This window comes from Novosphingobium sp. Leaf2, assembly GCF_001421325.1.
Taxonomy (GTDB): Bacteria; Pseudomonadota; Alphaproteobacteria; order Sphingomonadales; family Sphingomonadaceae; genus Novosphingobium.
This window is the reverse complement of the sequence record NZ_LMJY01000016.1, coordinates 26,593-45,132: the sequence shown is the minus strand read 5'-3', so window position 1 is coordinate 45,132 and position 18,540 is coordinate 26,593. Positions and strand designations below refer to the sequence as shown.

General features: G+C 65.2%; 18 protein-coding genes. 11 read left to right on the top strand and 7 right to left on the bottom strand.

The features are described 5' to 3' along the window. The first annotated feature begins 84 nt into the window (after positions 1 to 84). Genes ASE49_RS09585 through ASE49_RS09570 form a run of 4 tightly spaced genes read left to right on the top strand, consistent with a single transcriptional unit; the run spans position 85 to position 3,674 of the window. The gene (locus ASE49_RS09585; RefSeq protein WP_056771202.1) at positions 85 to 1,200 is read left to right on the top strand and encodes an ABC transporter permease; all 1,116 of its coding nucleotides are present in this window, start codon (positions 85 to 87) and stop codon (positions 1,198 to 1,200) included. Further along, positions 1,197 to 2,087 carry an ABC transporter ATP-binding protein gene (locus ASE49_RS09580; RefSeq protein WP_056771199.1) on the top strand — a complete coding sequence of 297 codons (891 nt, stop codon included), beginning with the start codon at positions 1,197 to 1,199 and terminating at the stop codon, positions 2,085 to 2,087. The genes ASE49_RS09585 and ASE49_RS09580 overlap by 4 nt, the downstream gene beginning before the upstream one ends. A 10-nt stretch (positions 2,088 to 2,097) precedes the next feature. Beyond that, positions 2,098 to 3,036, top strand: a complete 939-nt coding sequence (locus ASE49_RS09575; RefSeq protein ID WP_056771196.1) for an MlaD family protein — start codon at positions 2,098 to 2,100, stop codon at positions 3,034 to 3,036. Between the two features lie 23 nt (positions 3,037 to 3,059). Next, complete coding sequence (locus ASE49_RS09570) at positions 3,060 to 3,674, top strand: ABC-type transport auxiliary lipoprotein family protein (protein ID WP_235522919.1); 615 nt, start codon at positions 3,060 to 3,062, stop codon at positions 3,672 to 3,674. A gap of 22 nt (positions 3,675 to 3,696) precedes the next feature. Here ASE49_RS09570 and ASE49_RS09565 read toward each other — a convergent pair whose 3' ends face one another. From ASE49_RS09565 to crcB, 5 genes are read right to left on the bottom strand one after another with little or no spacing between them, the layout of a single operon-like run. Then, positions 3,697 to 4,389, bottom strand: a complete 693-nt coding sequence (locus ASE49_RS09565) for an ATP12 family chaperone protein (RefSeq protein WP_056772245.1) — start codon at positions 4,387 to 4,389, stop codon at positions 3,697 to 3,699. Continuing rightward, positions 4,386 to 4,601: a hypothetical protein gene (locus ASE49_RS09560; RefSeq protein ID WP_056771194.1), complete on the bottom strand. Its 216-nt coding sequence runs from the start codon at positions 4,599 to 4,601 to the stop codon at positions 4,386 to 4,388. Before ASE49_RS09560 ends, ASE49_RS09565 begins: the two co-directional genes overlap by 4 nt. Then, on the bottom strand, positions 4,598 to 5,248 hold the full coding sequence (locus ASE49_RS09555; RefSeq protein ID WP_056771191.1) for an HAD-IA family hydrolase: 651 nt from the start codon (positions 5,246 to 5,248) through the stop codon (positions 4,598 to 4,600). The genes ASE49_RS09560 and ASE49_RS09555 overlap by 4 nt, the downstream gene beginning before the upstream one ends. Beyond that, on the bottom strand, positions 5,245 to 6,567 hold the full coding sequence (locus tag ASE49_RS09550; protein WP_056771189.1) for an RluA family pseudouridine synthase: 1,323 nt from the start codon (positions 6,565 to 6,567) through the stop codon (positions 5,245 to 5,247). The genes ASE49_RS09555 and ASE49_RS09550 overlap by 4 nt, the downstream gene beginning before the upstream one ends. Beyond that, positions 6,564 to 6,971, bottom strand: a complete 408-nt coding sequence (gene crcB / locus ASE49_RS09545; RefSeq protein ID WP_056771187.1) for a fluoride efflux transporter CrcB — start codon at positions 6,969 to 6,971, stop codon at positions 6,564 to 6,566. Before crcB ends, ASE49_RS09550 begins: the two co-directional genes overlap by 4 nt. A gap of 282 nt (positions 6,972 to 7,253) precedes the next feature. Between crcB and rpsU the strand changes: the two genes are divergently transcribed. The 6 genes from rpsU (at position 7,254) to gatB (ending at position 12,183) form a co-directional block, all read left to right on the top strand. Continuing rightward, positions 7,254 to 7,460, top strand: coding sequence for a 30S ribosomal protein S21 (rpsU, locus tag ASE49_RS09540; RefSeq protein WP_028641935.1), 207 nt, complete (start codon positions 7,254 to 7,256; stop codon positions 7,458 to 7,460). 169 nt (positions 7,461 to 7,629) lie between these two features. Further along, on the top strand, positions 7,630 to 8,202 hold the full coding sequence (locus ASE49_RS09535; protein WP_056771183.1) for an FKBP-type peptidyl-prolyl cis-trans isomerase: 573 nt from the start codon (positions 7,630 to 7,632) through the stop codon (positions 8,200 to 8,202). Between the two features lie 2 nt (positions 8,203 to 8,204). Then, the gene (locus ASE49_RS09530; RefSeq protein ID WP_082456425.1) at positions 8,205 to 8,729 is read left to right on the top strand and encodes an FKBP-type peptidyl-prolyl cis-trans isomerase; all 525 of its coding nucleotides are present in this window, start codon (positions 8,205 to 8,207) and stop codon (positions 8,727 to 8,729) included. A gap of 101 nt (positions 8,730 to 8,830) precedes the next feature. After that, complete coding sequence (gene gatC, locus ASE49_RS09525) at positions 8,831 to 9,133, top strand: Asp-tRNA(Asn)/Glu-tRNA(Gln) amidotransferase subunit GatC (protein WP_056771181.1); 303 nt, start codon at positions 8,831 to 8,833, stop codon at positions 9,131 to 9,133. A 67-nt stretch (positions 9,134 to 9,200) separates the two neighbouring features. After that, positions 9,201 to 10,685, top strand: coding sequence for an Asp-tRNA(Asn)/Glu-tRNA(Gln) amidotransferase subunit GatA (gene gatA, locus ASE49_RS09520; protein WP_056771178.1), 1,485 nt, complete (start codon positions 9,201 to 9,203; stop codon positions 10,683 to 10,685). A gap of 1 nt (position 10,686) precedes the next feature. Next, positions 10,687 to 12,183, top strand: coding sequence for an Asp-tRNA(Asn)/Glu-tRNA(Gln) amidotransferase subunit GatB (gene gatB, locus ASE49_RS09515; protein WP_056771175.1), 1,497 nt, complete (start codon positions 10,687 to 10,689; stop codon positions 12,181 to 12,183). Positions 12,184 to 12,406: 223 nt separating this feature from the next. On the opposite strand, the gene ASE49_RS09510 is transcribed toward gatB, so the two are convergent. Together ASE49_RS09510 and ASE49_RS09505 are read right to left on the bottom strand one after the other, a co-directional pair. Further along, positions 12,407 to 12,712 (bottom strand): hypothetical protein, encoded by a 306-nt coding sequence (locus ASE49_RS09510; protein WP_056771172.1) that lies wholly within the window; start codon positions 12,710 to 12,712, stop codon positions 12,407 to 12,409. A 15-nt stretch (positions 12,713 to 12,727) separates the two neighbouring features. Continuing rightward, entirely contained in the window at positions 12,728 to 15,610 is a 2,883-nt protein-coding gene (locus tag ASE49_RS09505; RefSeq protein ID WP_056771169.1) for a M16 family metallopeptidase, read from the bottom strand. A 229-nt stretch (positions 15,611 to 15,839) separates the two neighbouring features. Here ASE49_RS09505 and clpB point away from each other — a divergent pair, with 229 nt between their 5' ends. Next, positions 15,840 to 18,419, top strand: a complete 2,580-nt coding sequence (gene clpB, locus ASE49_RS09500) for an ATP-dependent chaperone ClpB (RefSeq protein ID WP_056771167.1) — start codon at positions 15,840 to 15,842, stop codon at positions 18,417 to 18,419. Positions 18,420 to 18,540: the final 121 nt, after the last annotated feature.

The window sequence follows — 18,540 nt, the reverse complement described above, 5'->3', positions numbered from 1 at the left end:
GGTTGCGTTCTTTGCACGCATAACGGCCTGTCGCCATGTCGGAACATCTTGCCGATCCGTGTATTATCGCTCACACGAACGAATATGCGGGAATGGGCTGACTTCACCCTGTCGGAAAACGACCAAGGCGGCGACCATGTGCTCGCGCTGAAGGGGCCGTTGCGCGTTTACTCTCTTGGCGACATCGACAGGAAGATGGGCGCGCTGCACGGCAAGTTCGCCCGCATCGACATGTCCGGCGTCACGGACATCGACACCACCGGTGCCTGGCTGGTTTCCCACTATGCGCGGGAACGCGGGCTGGAAATTACCGGCGAGAGCGACAAGGCGCGCCGCCTGCTCGCCGCCGTCGAAGATATGGACGCCCATGAGGCAGAGCTGGAGCCGGAACCCGCGCTGGCCACCCGCACGCTGGGCGAACTGGGCGATCTGATTACGCAGTGGGGCCACGGCATCGTGCGCATCCTGGGTTTTCTGGGCGAACTGATCTCGGCATTCGGCCAGGTTATCCGCCACCCGTCGCGTCTGCGCGGCACGGCGCTGGTGTTCCACATGCAGTATGTGGGCATCAACTCGCTGTGGATCATCGGCCTGATGAGCTTCCTGATCGGCATTGTCATCGCGCAGCAAGGCGCCGTCCAGCTGGCGCAATTCGGCGCCGAAATTTACACGATCAACCTTACCGGCCGCTTGTCGATGCGCGAACTGGGCATCCTGATGACCGCGATCATGGTTGCCGGGCGTTCGGGTTCGGCGTTCGCGGCGCAGATCGGCACGATGAAGCTGACCGAGGAAGTGGACGCCATGCGCACGATCGGCGTCTCGCCGATGCAGGCGCTGGTGGTGCCGCGCGTGCTGGCCTCGATGCTGATGATGCCGCTGCTGGGCTTTTATTCCACCGCGCTGTCCATCGTGGGCGGGGCGACCATCGCGAATTTCGCGCTCGACATTCCGTTCTGGACGTTCCTGCAGCGCATCAAGGAAGTGGTGCCGATCACGGACGTGTGGGTGGGCCTGATCAAGGCGCCGGTGTTCGCGCTGATCGTCGCGCTTGCCGGGTGCTATCAGGGCATGCAGGTGACGGACAACGCCGAGGAAGTGGGCGCGCGCACCACGCAGGCGGTGGTGACGGCGATCTTCACGGTGATCGTGCTGGACGCGTTCTTCGCGATATTCTTTACGAAGATCGGTTGGGCATGACGGATCTTTCGAGCGATTATGACGGCGAATACCCGATCGTCGTCGAAGGCCTTCGCAACAGCTTTGGCGATCACGTGATCCACGAGGACTTGTCGCTCAAGGTGCGCAAGGGCGAAGTGCTGGGCGTGGTGGGCGGATCGGGCACCGGCAAGTCGGTGCTGATGCGTTCGATCATCGGGCTCCAGCAGCCCACCGCCGGCGAAATTACCGTGCTCGATCACAAGATGGGCGAATCGACTGAGGAAGACTCGATCGACCTGCGCTCGCGCTGGGGCGTGCTGTTCCAGGGCGGTGCGCTGTTTTCCACCCTCACGGTGGGGGAGAACGTCGAAGTGCCGCTGCGGCAGTTCTACCCGGAATTGTCCGACATGCTGCGAAGCGAAATCGCGCGGTTCAAGGTGCGCTTGTCCGGCTTGGCCGAAGAAGCTGCGTTCAAGTACCCCAGCGAGCTGTCGGGCGGCATGAAAAAGCGCGCCGGGCTTGCGCGCGCGCTTGCGCTGGACCCGGAGTTGCTGTTTCTGGACGAGCCGACCGCCGGCCTCGATCCGATAGGTGCGGCTGCGTTCGATGCCTTGACCCGTGAACTGAAGGAAACGCTGGGCCTGACCGTGTTTCTCATCACCCACGATCTCGATACGCTTTACGCGATCTGTGACCGGGTGGCCGTGCTGGCGGACAAGAAGGTGATTGCGGTGGGCACTATTCCCGAGCTTCTGGCGCTGGACCATCCGTGGATCCAAGAATATTTTAACGGCCCGCGTGGCCGGGCGGCGCTTGCCGCGAAAGACGACCCGGCGATCGCGCCGGAGCATGACACTGCGCCACAGGCTGAACGGCCGCTGGCGCCTCAAGGGTCCGGCATGGACACCAGCAGGACAGGGGCATAGGGCGCAGGCCATGGAAACAAGAGCCAATCACGTCTGGGTCGGGGCTGTAACCCTGCTGCTGCTGGCAGCGCTTGCCGCCTGTCTGCTGTGGATCGCCAAGCTAGGCGAGGGGGACCGCAAGGAGTACGACATCTTCTTCACCCAGTCGGTTGACGGTCTGGCGAAGGGATCCGAGGTCGGCTACGCGGGCGTGCCGTCCGGGCAGGTGACGCAGATCGAGCTGTGGCCCAAGGATCCCAGCTTCGTGCGCGTGCGCATCAAGATCGACGACAAGGTGCCGATTACCGTTGGCACCGTTGCCACCATCCAGGCCAGCTTTACCGGCGTATCGGACATCCAGCTGGAAGGCGCCGTGAAGGGCGCACCGCCGTTGACCGAACCCGGCCCCGAAGGCGTGCCGGTGATCCCCACCAAGCGTGGCGGTTTCGGCGAAATCCTGTCCAACGCGCCGTTGCTGCTGGAGCGGCTGGCGACGCTGACCGAAAACCTCAACCAGCTGATGAGCGATGAAAATCGCAAGTCCATCACCGGCATCCTGGCCAACACCAACAAGATGACCAAGGACATGTCGGACGCAACGCCGCAGCTGCGCGCCACGATGGCCGAGCTGCAGGTCACCTTGAAGCAGGGCACGCAGACGCTGGCCGCGTTTGAAGGGGTGGCGAAGAAGGCCGATAACCTCTTGGGTGACCAGGGTAATTCGCTGGCGGACCAGCTGCGCAAGACGCTGGCGTCTGCGCAGAAGTCAATGGACCAGCTGGACAAGACCATGCAGCACGCCCAGCCCGCGCTCGATCAGGTGTCGCAGCAGACGCTTCCGGCTGCCGATGCAGCGATCCGGGATCTGCGGGCCACCAGCAAGGCGCTGCGCAATCTGACCGAGCGTGTCGACGAGCAGGGCGCAGGCGCGCTGCTCAAGGGCCAGAAGCTGCCGGACTACAAGAAATGACAGTCGCGAAAAGGAACGACCGGATGCGCACGATGGTCAGGGGCCAAGCCTGCATCAGCCATGGCCTGCTAGCCGCAGTCGCGGCATTGGCCTTGTCGGGGTGCGTCAGTTTCGGGCCCAAGACGCCGAACGAACTGCTGCGCCTGACGCCGCAGGAAACCGCGCCGGCGGGTGCCACGACCAGCGGCAAGCTGGCAGATGCGATCGTCGTTCTCGATCCCGATGCCGATCGCGGTCTCGATGTGTTGCGCGTGCCGGTGTCGGTCGACAATTCCAGCGTGGCGTATCTGAAGAACGCACTGTGGATCGAAAAGCCCACGCGTCAATTCCGCTCGTTGCTGGCCGAAACGCTGCGTGCCCGCACCGGTCAGCTCGTGGTGGAAGGCGGCGATTTCGAAACGACGGGGCGCACGCTTGTCAGCGGTCGCCTGCTGCAAATGGGCTACGATGCGCAGCGCAGCGCGGTGGTGGTGCGCTTCGATGCCATGCAGACGCACCGCGGCGATGGCCCGGTTCAGACCAAGAGGTTCGAAGCGGTGGTAAACGGCGTAGCTGCCGAAGCCAAGCCGGTTGCTGCAGCACTGAACCAGGCGGCCAACGATGTGGCGCGGCAGGTATCGGACTGGGTGAAGGGCTGATTACGGCCCTTCATCGCGCCCGTTAGCGCGAAAGTTGCGCCAGGCTTATCGCCAGCTGGAAGGCTGAGAATCGCGTCGCGCGTAATTCCGCTGCTTCTGCGTCCTCACCCCACAATTCGACCTGCCAGTCCGCCTCAAGCTCGCAGGCTTGCCACAGGCCTTGCGCGTCTGCTGCCGGTCGGACCGCTTCCAGAGCGATGACGAGCGAAGCACTCAGGCTCGCCAGCATCTTCAACGCAGCGAGCTGGAAGGCATCAGCAGCGTCCAGCTCGCGCCGGAGGGCCACCAGCGTCGCATCGGGCTGCGGCTTGTGAATCACCCCGGATATCCGCACGAAGGTTACGCCCAGCCGCTGTTCTGCCGCTTGCAAAACCGGTTCCCAAACGGCCATCTGGCGCTTGTAGAGCGCCTCGTCCGGGTCGGCCCGGTAGCACAGCGTATCGGTTTCCGCATAAGGCAGCAGTTCGGTTACGGCTGTCTGCGGGGATGGGGTGATGGCATCGATCGCGAAGTCTACAAGGTCGCGGTACGGGAAGGTGGTCGGCGCGATCGTCTCGCCCTGCTGGTCCCATTCGTCCGCGAGCGCCTGGGCCAGAGCGCGTGTCGGCACCACTTGCGGCCGGCCGCCAGCAGTACGCACCGCCCGGCCATCAAGCGTTACCCGCCAGCCGTCGTCCGTCGCCTCTACTGCGACGGTCTTGTAAAAGCGCTTCATCGCGGCGTGCGCCACTTGCGCACCAGGATCGCGGGCAGCACGAGCGCGCCCACCAGCCCGGCGATGAGCAGGATGTAACCCGCCCAGGTGGGCAGGGCGGGCAGGATGCGATGAGTGGAAACCAGCATACCCACGATCACGGCAGCCACGCCGCCCAGGCGCACTGCATTGATCGCGGCAAACCGCGCTGCGGCCGGATCCCTGTCGCTCATGCTAGCAAATGCTCCAGAAGCTGCGCAGGCGTGTCGACCACGATCTCCGCCCCGGCTGCGGTGAGTTCGCTGGGCATGTGATAGCCCCATTCCACGCCGATGCCCCGCACATGGGCCGACTTGGCCATCTGCATGTCGTACACCGTGTCACCGATCATCACCGCCTCGGCAGCCGTCGCGCCGCCTTCGGCAAGCGCCTGCTCCAGCATGGCAGGATGCGGCTTGGACGGGTGGTCGTCAGCGGTTTGCAGGGTGACGAACACGTCGCCGACCCCGTTGGCCGCCAAACAGTGGGCGAGGCCGCGATTGGACATCCCCGTCGCGACGCCCAGCGTCCATCCGGCGGCATGGAGCGCGCGCAAGGTCTGTTCCATGCCCGGAAATAACGGCTGCGCTACGCGGCCCTGCTCGCGTGCGGTGCGGAACGCGGCCTTGTAAGCTTCGGCCATCGCGTTGTGTCGCACCGGGTCGGCGGACGGGAGCAGCTGTGCGATGGCTTGCGGCAATGACAGCCCCACCGCGCGCCGGATCGCCCCGCGTGAGGGTGCGGGGACCGAGAATGCCGCGAAAGCTGCCTCCATCGCCTCGCAGATGGACGCCTGCCCATCGACGAGTGTGCCGTCGCAATCGAAGACGGCCAGTTTCATCGCGCGCCGCCGCGCGGAGCGCCGCGGGGCGACCCAGCCGGCCTGCGCGCCGCGCCCGCCCCGGGACGAGGCCCTGACGGCTTACCGCTTGGCTTGCCAAACGTCTTCGCGGCGGGCTTGCCGAGTGGCTTGCCGCCCAGCTTGCCGGTGGCCTTGCTGCCCGGCTTGGCCGTGGGCTTGCCCGAACGGGTCTGGCCAGACGGGCTCTCGGTCCGCTTGCGGCGCTCGCCCCGGCGTTCCTTGCGGTATTCCTTGGCGTGCTGCTTGGCGGCCTTCTTGCGCTCCTCTTTCGAGAAATCGACCGGCGCCTCGTCGCGCGCTTCGCCTTCCGATTCCTCGAAGCCCAGCTGTTCCAGCGAGTTGGCGAAATGCTCGGGCAGCGGCGCGGTCACGTCCAGCGGCGCGCCGTCGGGATGCTCGATGATCAGGCGGCGGGCATGCAGGTGCATCTTGCGGCTGATCGACCCGGTCAGGAACGCTTCCTGACCACCGTATTTGCCATCGCCCACGATCGGGTGGCCGATCGCGGCCATGTGCACGCGCAGCTGATGGGTCCGCCCGGTCAGTGGATGCAGCTCCACCCAGGCGGCGCGGTTGCCGGCCCGGTCGATCACGCGATAGCGGGTGCGCGCGGTCTGGCCTTCCTTTTCATCGACATGCATCTTCTCGCCCCCGGTGCCGGGCTGCTTGGCCAGCGGCAGTTCGATCAGGCCTTCGTGGATGCCGGGCACGCCCACAACCAGCGCCCAGTAGATCTTGCGGGCGGTGCGCCCGGAGAAACGCTTGGAAAAGAATGCGGCGCTGCCGGGCGTGCGCGCGATCAGCAGGACGCCGGAGGTGTCCTTGTCCAGCCGGTGCACCAGGCGCGGGCGCGGGCCTTTATCCACATAGGCGTCGAGCAGCCCGTCGACATGCTCCTTCATACCCGAGCCGCCTTGCGTGGCAAGGCCGGGCGGCTTGTTGAGCACGATCGCGGCGCGGTCCTGCGTCAGCACCATCGAATCGGCCAGGGCGATCTCGGCCTCGCTCAGTTCGCGGCGCGCGATGATGCCGCCGATGCCGGGCTTGAGTTCGCCGCCCGGCGGCACGCGAAGGACCTGCCCGGTCGCCAGCCGGGTATCGACGTCGGCCCGCTTGCCGTCCACGCGCAGCTGCCCAGTGCGCGCCCAGCGTGACACCATGGCGAAGCTGACTTGCGGCAGGTGGCGCTTGAACCAGCGGTCCAGCCGCACCCCGTCATCATCGCTGCCCACGGTGAACTGGCGCACGGCATCGGCATTGCCGAACCCCGCGCCCTTGATGTGACTTTCAGTGCTCATGCGACGCTCCGCATCATGATAAGGCCCGCAAACAGGCTGGCGAAACCGGCAAGCAGGGTGAGGCCGGTATAGAACGCGGCGGTGCCGATCTGCCCGCGCTCCACCAGCATGGCGAAATCGAGGCCGAACGAGGAAAACGTGGTGAAGCCGCCCAGCACGCCCACGCCCAGCAGCAGGCGGATCGGCTCCCCGCCCGGGCCGAACCGCGCAAGCCAGCCGACGAGGAGGCCCATCGCCAGGCAGCCGAGTACATTGACGGTAAACGTGCCATACGGAAAGACGCCGGCGCGCACCGGGCCAAGCGCCGCGGTCCACGCCCATGCCACCACGAAGCGCAGCCACGAGCCCAGCGCGCCGCCCAGGCCCACGTAAAACGAGGCGGCAAGGAATGAAGGTTGAGGCATGGCGTTCGCCTTAGCCACGAATCGTCGGAAAATCCAACCGCGCGACACGGTAGACAGTGCGGTAGCAGATATATCGGGCAAATCGGCAGGGCGCGGCGTGGCGCGGGCAAACCAAATCGCACGCCAAGCCTTGTCTTGTGGCCATCCTTTTGCTAACGGGCCGGCCATTCGCGCTATTTGTCGCTTTCGGCGATGGCCTGTTCTTTTGAAGATTCGCGGTTCGCCTCGCCAGTCAGGGTGTGGGGCGGGCTTCGTTCGTTTTTTGTGAGGTGTGTCGGTTTTATGCAGATTCTCGTCCGCGACAACAACGTCGATCAGGCTCTTCGGGCGCTCAAGAAGAAGCTGCAGCGTGAAGGCGTGTACCGTGAGATGAAGCTGCGCCGTCACTTCGAGAAGCCGTCGGAAAAGCGCGCTCGCGAAAAGGCTGCTGCCGTGCGCCGCGCCCGCAAGCTTGAGCGCAAGCGCGTTGAGCGCGACGGCGGCAAGTAAGACTTCAGGTTCCTGCGCGATAGCGCAGGGATTTGCGCCAAACTTGCGGCTCGCGGCTTGAACGCTGCGCCGCCTTGAGCCATGAGGGCGTGGAAATTCGCTTTTCCGCGCTCTTCTTGCATCCGCCGTCCGCACGGTTCCTTACCTTTTGTCGAATACGAGGCCAACGATGACCGAGATCACCCGTGTCCCGCTTCAGCCCATCGCCAAGGGCGCCCTATCCAAGCTATGGATCGGCGTGGCTGCTGTTGCGCTGGTTGCCGGCGGCGTTGCCTACGCCGCGCTGCCTGCCACGCCGACCGTCCGCACGCTGACCGCGGGCACCGGCGAATCGCCGACGATGCAGGACGTGGTGCTGATCAACTACAAGGGCATGCTGGAAAACGGCGCGGTGTTCGATCAGAACAAGAACTATCCCAATCCGGTGGCGCAGTTCGTGCCCGGCTTTTCCAAGGCGCTGATGAAGATGCAGCGCGGCGGCAAGTACGATGTCACGATCCCCGCGTCGCTGGCTTATGGCGCCACGCCGCCGCCAGGATCGCCGATCCCCCCGAACGCCGATCTCAAGTTCGAGGTCGAACTGGTGGACTTCAAGAGCCTGGCCGAGATCCAGCAGCAGCAGCGTATTCTCCAGCAATTGCAGCAGATGCAGGCGCAGCAGGGTGGCGCACCGGGTGCGCCCGGTTCAATGCCTGGCGGCATGCCCGGTGAAGCGCCGGGCGCGGTTCCGGGTCAGCCGTGATCATGGTTCGCACGTTCGCGCCGCTGATCGCGCTGGCGGCTGCCGTGTCCGTGCCGGTGTTCGCCATCGTGCACGCCGCGCCGGCCACTGCGCCTGCCGCCCCCGCTATTGCCGAGCCGCAAGTCAAGGTTGAGGCCATCAAGGCCGGCACCGGGGGCAAGCCGCCTGAGCATTCGTATGTGCTGATCAATTACAAGGGCATGCTGCAGAACGGCACCGTCTTCGATCAGGCCGATCGCGTGCCGATGGCGCTGGACGAAGTGGTGCCCGGCTTTGCCAAGGGTCTGGTGCAGATGGAACGGGGCGGACGCTATCGCCTGACCATTCCGCCGCAGCTTGGCTACGGCGATAAGGTGACCGGGCCGATCCCCGCCAACTCCACGCTGGTGTTCGAGATCGACCTGATCGACTTCAAGACGCCGCAGGAACTGTCCGCAATGATGGCGCAGATGCGTGCCCAGCAGCAGGCGCAAGGGCAGGGCGCAGCCTCCGCCGCTCCTGCAACCCCCGCAACGCCCGCGCCCTAGCCGGCAACGCACGTGTGCGGCGCTTGAAGCCGCGCCGCGCCGATGCTAGCTGCGCGGCTGGATCAAGGCCCCGATTGCGGGCCCAATCATGAAGGAAAGCCATGTCGGTCGATACCGCAACCGTGGCGAAGATCGCCAGCCTCGCGCGCATCAAGGTGAGCGATGCCGAGCTTGAGGCGATGGTGCCCGAACTCAACGGCATCCTCGCCTGGGTTGAGCAACTGGGCGAGGTCGACGTGTCCGGCGTTGAGCCGATGACCGCGGTCATCCCCAACACGCTGCGCCTGCGGGACGATGTGATCGGGGCCGATCCGTTGACTGGCGGCGACAGGCGCGACGCGGTGCTGGCGAACGCTCCGGCGGCCGAGCACGGCTTCTTCGGGGTGCCCAAGGTCATCGAATGATCCCCGTAGCCGCGCGTGCCATACTGATTTGCGTTGTCCCCGCACATGCGGGCGAGGATGAAGAAACATGACTGATATCACCGAACTGGGCGTCGCCGCCATTCGCGACGGGGTTGCCGGGGGCACGTTCTCCGCCATCGAAGTGGCGGAGGCGTTCAACGCCAATGTCGCGGCGGCGCAGGATGCGCTGAACGCGTTCATCGTCGCCACGCCCGAAAAGGCGCTGGCAGCGGCCAAGACCACGGATGCGCGCCGTGCCGCCGGCGAACCGCTTGGGCCGATGGCCGGCGTGCCGATCGGCATGAAGGATCTGTTCGCCACCGCCGGCGTGCAGACCACGGCGGCCAGTCACATCCTGGAAGGGTTCGTCCCGCAGTACGAATCGACAGTGTCGCAGAAGTTGTGGGATGCCGGCGCGGGAATGCTGGGCAAGCTCAACCTTGACCAGTTCGCGATGGGGTCCTCCAACGAAACCAGCCATTTCGGCAACGTGATCTCGCCTTGGAAGCGCCCGGGCAGCAACGCGCAACTGGCGCCCGGCGGCTCATCAGGCGGCTCGTCCGCCGCGATCGCCGCGCGTCTTGCGCCTGCGGCCACCGGCACCGACACCGGCGGCTCGATCCGCCAGCCCGCCGCGTTCACCGGCATTAGCGGCATCAAGCCCACCTACGGGCGCTGTTCGCGCTGGGGCGTGGTGGCTTTCGCCAGCTCGCTTGATCAGGCCGGCGCGATGGCCCGCGACGTGACCGATTGCGCGATCATGCTTGAGGCGATGGCGGGCTTCGATCCCAAGGATTCCACCAGCCTCGACCTGCCGGTGCCGGCGTGGACGGCGGGGCTTTCTGCCAACATGAAGGGCAAGACGGTCGGCATCCCCAAGGAATACCGGGTCGATGGCATGCCGCCTGAGATCGACGCGATCTGGGAGCAGGGCATCGCTTGGCTCAAGGATGCTGGCGCGAACGTGGTCGAAGTGTCACTGCCGCATACGCGCTATGCGCTGCCGACGTATTACATCATCGCGCCCGCCGAAGCCTCGTCCAACCTCGCGCGGTATGACGGCGTGCGGTATGGCCTGCGCGATCTGCCCGATGGCGCGAACCTGCAGGACATGTACGCCGCCACCCGCGCCGCGGGTTTCGGGGCCGAGGTGAAGCGCCGCATCATGATCGGCACCTACGTGCTTTCCGCCGGGTTCTACGATGCGTATTACACGCAGGCGCAGAAAGTGCGCACGTTGATCTCCCAGGACTTTGCCAAGGCGTTCGAGCAGGTCGATGTCCTGCTGACCCCCACCGCGCCAAGTGCGGCCTTCGCGCTGGGCGAGAATGTGGACGATCCGCTGGCGATGTACCTCAACGACGTGTTCACCGTGCCGGCCAGCCTGGCCGGTCTGCCCGCGATGTCGGTGCCCGCAGGGCTGGATGCGCAAGGCTTGCCGCTGGGCCTGCAGATCATCGGCCGCCCGCTGGACGAGCAGGGCGTGCTCAACGCCGGGCTGGCGATAGAACGCCGCGCCGGGTTTACGGCCAAGCCAGAGAAGTGGTGGTAAGATGAGCGCACATCGCATCCAGGGCGCTACCGGGGACTGGGAGGTCGTGATCGGCCTTGAGGTCCATGCGCAGGTCACGTCCAATTCGAAGCTGTTTTCGGGTTCGGCGACGGCGTTCGGCGCGGAGCCGAATACGCAGGTATCGCTGGTCGACGCCGCAATGCCGGGCATGTTGCCCGTGCCAAACCGCGAATGCATCCGCCAGGCCGTGCGCACCGGCATGGCGATCGACGCGCAGATCAACACGTGGTCGCGGTTCGATCGCAAGAACTATTTCTACGCCGACTTGCCGCAGGGCTACCAGATCAGCCAGCTGTATCATCCGCTGGTGGGCGAAGGTTCGCTCACTATCGATGCTGATGAGAAGGCCGGCATCCCCGCCGACAAGGTGATCGGGATCGAGCGCATCCACGTTGAGCAGGATGCGGGCAAGCTGATGCATGATCAGCATCCCACAATGTCCTACGTCGATCTCAACCGGTCGGGCGTGGCGCTGATGGAAATCGTCAGTCGCCCCGACATGGCTTCTCCTGCCGAAGCAGGGGCTTACCTGGCAAAGCTGCGATCCATTCTGCGCTATGTCGGCTCGTGCGATGGCAACATGGATCAAGGCTCCATGCGCGCCGACGTAAACGTCTCCGTGCGCCGTGCCGGCGAGGAACTTGGCACCCGCACCGAAACCAAGAACGTCAATTCCGTGCGCTTCGTGATGCAGGCGATCGAGCATGAGGCCAGCCGGCAGGTGGATGTGCTGGAAAGCGGCGGCAAGATCGTGCAGGAAACGCGACTGTTCGATCCTACGACCGGGTCCACGCGTTCGATGCGATCGAAGGAAGACGCGCACGATTACCGCTACTTCCCCGATCCCGACTTGCTGCCGTTGGTGCTGGACGATGCGTTTCTGGCAGACTGCCGCGCATCGCTGCCGGAACTGCCTGACGCCAAGCGGGCGCGCTATGTCGGCGAACTAGGCCTTTCCACCTATAACGCGGCGGTGCTGACGGCGGACGTGGAAACCGCACGCTGGTTCGAAGCGCTGCTGGAGCAGGCCGCCTCGGCGCAGAACAAGCAGCCGGCTGACGTTGCCAAGCAGGCGGCTAACTGGCTGATCTCGGAATTTTTCGGCGCGCTGAACAAGCTGGGTAAGGGGCTGGAAAATTCGCCGGTCAGCCATGCGCAGGCCGCCGAACTCCTCGCCCTGATCGGCAAGGGCACCATCTCGGGGTCCATCGCCAAGCAGGTGCTGGAAATCATGCTGGATACCGGTGACAGCCCTGCTGCCATCGTTGAGCGTGAGGGACTGAAGCAGGAAAGCGACACCGGCGCGATCGAAGCGCGGGTGGATGAAATCCTGGCTGCCAACGCGGACAAGGTTGCGCAGTATCGGGACGGCAAGGTTGCCTTGTTCGGCTTCTTTGTGGGTCAGACCATGAAGGCGATGCAGGGCAAGGCCAACCCGCAGGTTGTGAACGAGATACTCAAGGCCAAACTCGGCTGAATGGCACAGATCGTCTTGGTGAACATCGCGTAAAGCAATAATCGCTTGTCAACGCGAAGCTCGGTGTTATTCCGATGCGTATATACCTTAGGGTATGCAGTAATTCCGGCACTCCGCTTTGACCGAGTGCCATTGCCAAGCTCACTGGGGGGTGAGGGGACCCGGCGCCGCGCTGCCGCTACGTGAGGCGTGCAGCGCCGGGTTTTTCCATCATCCCTGCTGATCAGGCCGCGCGGCGCGTTCCGGTCAGCGTCATGGTTCCGAACATGCCGGCCTTGATCGTGCCTTCCAGCCGATCACCCTCTACCGTGGCCTTGCAATCCAGATCCATCGGCATCGGCATGGTCATGCGCATGTTCCACGCCAGCGCGTTGCCGCTAAGGCGACCGTCCTTGATGGCCATCGACCCCAGATCGCCTGAGATGTTGCCAGTAAAGCTGTCCACGCCCTCAGGCGTGATCGTCAGCACGCCTTTCTGTCGGCCCAGCGGGGTGTCGGTCACGCAGTCGTAAGTTCCGGCAACGCTCATGGTCCTGATATTCCCTTATTCGCCCGGCGCGCCAGCGGCATCCGCGGATGCGGCCGCTTCGCGCACTTCCACGGGGAAACCCAGGTTCTTGAGCTGGGGTTCCACGATCTTGCGGTCCCCCACCACGACCCAGGTGAAATCCTTGGGCTGCAGATACTGCCCAGCGGCGGCGCCGATGCGCGCCGCGTCGATGCCGCGATAGGTCTGCGCCAGGCGCACATAGTAGTCTTCCGGCCGGCCCAGCCGTTCGTTGCGCACGATCGCGGCCAGCACTTGCGTGTTGGTTTCAAAGCTGTTGGGCAGCCCCCGGATCGCGCCTTCGGTTACGCGCTGATATTCTTCGGCCGAAACCGGCTGCTTGGCGGGAAAGGCGGTCATATCGGTCATGATCGCCCGGATCGTATCGCCGGTGCGGTCCGCTTGCACGGGCGCTGCCACTTCCAGCACGCGCGGGCCGGTGAACTGCGTGACGTGGGAGCTGACGCCGTAGCTCCAGCCCTTCTCCTCGCGGATATCGCTGTTGAGGCGCGACAGGAACCCGCCGCCTACCACATCATTCGCCAGCGCCAGTGGCTCCTGACCTTGCGAGCGGCCTGTCAGCGGCAGGATACGTCCGGCCAGGATGACCGACTGGGGCGAATTGGGCCGGTCTATCAGGACGATGCGGGCGGCAGGCACGGGTGTGGCGCTGGTGAGCGGCTTTACCGGCTTGGGCATGGCCGGCGCCTTCCAGCTTCCCAAGGCCTGTTCCAGTAACGGCTTGAGCTGCGCCATCGTCACATCGCCCACTACCGTGATGTGCGCCAGGTCGGGCCGCAGCCATTGCGCGTGCGCCGCCCGCAACGCCTGCGGCGTGAGCGCGGCGAGCGACGCTTGCGTGCCAAGGCCGTCCGATGGCTGCGCATAAGGGTGCGTGCCGAATAGCTCGATGCCCAACGTGCGCGAGGCGAGGGCGGACGGGTTCGATTGCACTTGCGCCAGCTGCGCCTCTGCCTGTCCGCGGGTGCGGGCAAAGTCTGCCGGAGCGAAGGCGGGGTGCAGCAGCACGTCGCTCATCAACGCCAGCGACGGCGCGAGATTGTCACTGAGCGCGCTCAGGGTCACGCTGCTGGTGTCGAGCGTGGCATTGGTGCCGATGTCTGCGCCCAACCGCTCCTGCGCTTCGGCGATCTGCTCGGCGGTGCGGGTGGTCGTGCCTTCTTCAAGCATGTCCAGCATCAGGCCCTGGGTACCTGGCGTATCCAGCGCATCGGCGGCATAGCCCGCATCGAAATCGACAGACAGGACCAGCTTGGGCACGGCGGTGCGGCGCGCCAGCGTGACCGGAATACCGTTGGACAGCGTGGTGTGTTCGATGGCGGGAAAGGCCAGCGCGCCGACCGGCGCTACCGGCGGCGCGGTGCGCTTGGGCGCGGTCAGTGCCGGAACTTTGGCGTGCGGATCTGCCGGGGGCGCGGGCCGGGTGTTTTCATCACCCCAGCCGCCAAGCGCATCGCCGTTGCCCGAACGCGGACCCGGCACGATGGCCAGTTTGTAAGCCGGCCGGCCAAGCCACTTGCGCACGGCGGCGTGCACCGCCTCGGGCGTCAGCGCGGCGATGGCGGCAAGGTCTGCCTTGTATTTCGCCGGATCGCCGGAATAGACTTCGCCTTCCGCCAGGGTCGCGCCCTTGCCGGAAAAGCCGCCGACCTGCTCAAGCCCGCCGATCTCACCCGACACCGTGCTGACAACTGCGCGGCGCACTTCGTCCGCGTTGGGGCCTTTAGCCACGAAATCGGCCAGTACTTTGTCGAACGCGGCTTCGGCGGCGGCGCGCGCGACGCCCGGCTTCACGTCCATGCTCGCTTCCAGAAAGCTGAGTTGCGCATGCTGTTCGGACGAGGCGGTGACGGCGACCGCGACCTGCGATCCGCGCACCAGCGCGTTGTCCAGCCGCGAACTGGCGAGGCCACCCAGGATATGCATGCCGATGCGCAGCGCCGGCGCGTCAGCATCGTTGAGACCGGGTCCGGTCCAGTCCCGCATCAGGCGTACCACGGGCACCTGATCGGTCATCTCGCGCGATCCGGGTGCCGGCAGGGTTACCGGTTCAGCCACTACGGGCGCGACCTGCGGGCCGCGCGGGATCGCGCCGAACCACTTTTCCACCTTGGGCCGGGCAGTGGCGGCGTCGATGTCTCCAGACACCACCAGCACCACGTTGTTCGGGCCGTAATGGTCGGTGAACCACTTGCGCACGTCAATCAGCGTGGCGGCATCAAGGTCGGCCATCGAACCGATTGTGGAATGGCGATAGGGATGCCCCACCGGCAACAGACCATCTGCAATCGCATATGGCGCCAGGCCATACGGCTGATTGTCGCCCTGACGCTTTTCGTTCTGGACTACGCCGCGCTGCTTATCCAGCTTGTCCTGCGTGACTGCAGGCAGCAGCGCACCCATCCGGTCGCTCTCCATGAAGAGCGCCAGATCGAGCGCGCCGGTCGGCACCGTCTCGACATAATTGGTGCGATCGTACCACGTCGAGCCGTTGGTCGAGGTGGAGCCGGCGGCTTCGAGGGGAATGTCGAAGTTGGGCACATTGGCCGAACCGCCGAAGAACAAATGCTCATACAAGTGCGCAAAGCCGGTATGGCCGCGCGGTTCGTTCTTGGAGCCGACCTTGTAGTACAGCGTCACCGCAACGATCGGGGCCTTCCGGTCAGTATGCACGATCGTGGTGAGGCCGTTGGGCAGCACGAACTTCTCGTACGGAATATCGACCTTGCCGACCAGTTCCTGCGGCGATGCGGGCGCGGGCGCGCGGTCGTTCGCCGCCGTTGCGGGCGTGGGTGCGAAGGCGGACAGAAGAAGGGCGGCGGAAAGAGCGGTCAGGCTCGTCGTCAAGGCAATGCGCATACACGGACGGTAGCAGCTTGCGCGGTGGTTGCCAGCGGCAAAGCACGTTCGGGCAGGCGCTTTACACCATACATTTGCGTGCGCTGCGCGCTCTGGCAATTCGCCTTCGCGGTCCCATCTTTCCTGCTGCCGGCATGGGCCGGACTGCTCAGAGCAACAATTTTGCGAAAGCCACTTGTGTTGTAAATGTGCAACACCATATCGACGGGATCAGGAGGCACGACTACCGATGAATCTCGAAAAGTTTACAGACCGGGCCAAGGGCTTTCTCCAGGCCGCGCAGACCGTAGCGATCCGGCTCAATCACCAGCGCATCGCGCCCGAGCATGTGCTCAAGGCGCTGCTGGACGATCCCGAGGGCATGGCGGCGGGCCTGATCAAGCGCGCCGGCGGCAACCCCGTGTTCGCGGTGGAGGAACTGGACAAGGCGCTGGCAAGGATCCCGGCGGTGTCCGGCAGCGGCGCGGCCAGCGCGCCGGGTCTCGATAACGATGCTGTGCGCGTGCTCGACGCCGCGGAACAGGCGGCTACCAAGTCCGGCGACAGCTTCGTCACGGTCGAGCGGATGCTGCTCGGCCTGGCGCTGGCGACGACGACACCGGCGGGGCAGGCTCTCAAGGCCGCCAATGTTACCGCGCAGGCGCTTGAGGCGGCGATCACCGAATTGCGCGGTGGCCGCACCGCCGATAGCGCGGGCGCAGAGAACGCCTACGATGCGATGAAGAAGTACGCGCGCGATCTCACGCAGGCGGCGAGGGATGGCAAACTTGATCCTGTGATCGGGCGCGACGAGGAAATCCGCCGCACCGTGCAGATCCTCGCGCGCCGTACCAAGAACAACCCGGTGCTGATCGGCGATCCTGGCGTTGGCAAGACCGCGATCGCCGAAGGGCTGGCGCTGCGCATCGCCAACGGCGACGTGCCTGACAGCCTCAAGGACCGCAGCCTGATGTCGCTCGACATGGGCTCGATGATCGCGGGCGCGAAGTACCGCGGCGAGTTCGAGGAACGGCTGAAAGCCGTGCTTGACGAGGTAAAGGGCGCGGACGGGCAGATCATCCTGTTCATCGACGAGATGCACACGCTGATCGGCGCGGGCGCGTCCGAAGGATCGATGGATGCGGGCAACCTGCTCAAGCCTGCCCTGGCACGCGGCGAACTGCACTGCATCGGCGCGACCACGCTGGATGAATACCAGAAGTACGTGGAAAAGGACGCGGCCCTGCAGCGCCGGTTCCAGCCGGTGTTCGTGGGCGAGCCAACCGTGGAGGACACGATTTCGATCCTGCGCGGGCTCAAGGAAAAGTACGAGTTGCACCACGGCGTGCGCATTACCGATGGTGCCCTGGTGGCGGCGGCGACCCTGTCCAACCGCTACATCACCAACCGCTTCCTGCCGGACAAGGCGATCGACCTGATGGACGAGGCCGCCAGCCGCATCCGCATGGAAGTGGAGAGCAAGCCCGAGGAGATCGAGAAGCTGGATCGCCGTATCATCCAGCTCAAGATCGAGGAGATGGCGCTTGGCAAGGAGACCGACGATGCCTCGCGCGATCGCCTGGCGACCTTGCGCGGCGAACTGGCCAACCTTGAGCAGCAGTCAAGCGAACTGACTACGCGCTGGCAGAACGAGCGTGACAAGATCGCCGCCGAGGGCAAGCTGAAGGAGCAACTGGACGCCGCGCGCAACGAACTGGAGCAGGCGCAGCGCAATGGCGATCTGGGCCGGGCGGGCGAGTTGTCCTACGGCACCATTCCGGCGCTGGAAAAGCAGTTGGCCGAAGCCCAGGCGCAGTCCGAAAACGCGCTGCTGCGCGAGGAAGTGACCGACGACGACATTGCCGGTGTCGTCAGCCGCTGGACCGGGGTGCCGGTGGACCGGATGCTGCAGGGTGAGCGGGAGAAGCTGCTGCGCATGGAAGAGGCGATCGGCGCGCGCGTGATCGGCCAGAAGAACGCGGTCGCTGCCGTATCCAAGGCAGTGCGCCGTGCCCGCGCAGGTCTGCAGGACCCCAATCGGCCGCTCGGCTCGTTCCTGTTCCTGGGCCCTACGGGTGTTGGCAAGACCGAGCTTACCAAGGCGCTGGCCGGGTTCCTGTTCGACGAGGACAGCGCGATGGTGCGCATCGACATGTCGGAGTTCATGGAGAAGCACGCGGTCGCTCGGCTGATCGGGGCGCCTCCGGGCTACGTGGGCTATGAGGAAGGCGGCGTGTTGACCGAAGCGGTCCGGCGCCGGCCCTATCAGGTGGTGCTGTTCGACGAGGTGGAAAAAGCGCACCCGGACGTGTTCAACGTGCTGCTGCAGGTGCTGGATGATGGACGCCTGACCGACGGACAGGGCCGGGTGGTGGACTTCACCAACACGCTGATCATCCTGACATCCAACCTGGGCAGCCAGTACCTTGCAGCGCTGGACGAGGATCACGATGTCGCCAGTGTGGAGCCGCAGGTGATGGAGATCGTGCGCGGGCATTTCCGGCCCGAGTTCCTGAACCGTCTGGACGAGATCGTGCTGTTCCACCGGCTGGGCCAGGAACACATGGCACCGATCGTCGATATCCAGGTGGCACGGGTGCAAAAGCTGCTCAAGGATCGCAAGATCGTGCTCGATCTGTCCGAAGCCGCGAAGCGCTGGCTGGGGCGCGTGGGCTACGATCCGGTCTACGGAGCAAGGCCGCTCAAACGCGCGGTGCAGCGCTATGTGCAGGATCCGCTCGCCGAAAAGCTGCTGGCGGGCGAAGTCCCGGACGGCGCGCATGTCCACATCGAGGATGGGGACGGTGCGCTGGTGATCGAGGTCACCTGAACGCGCGATAATGTGAAAAGGCCGGTGGGAGCGATCCTGCCGGCCTTTTCCATAGGACTCATACGAAAAGGGCGGCCTCCCCAAGGAGACCGCCCTTTCAGTTCAGGTGAGCCGGATCAGC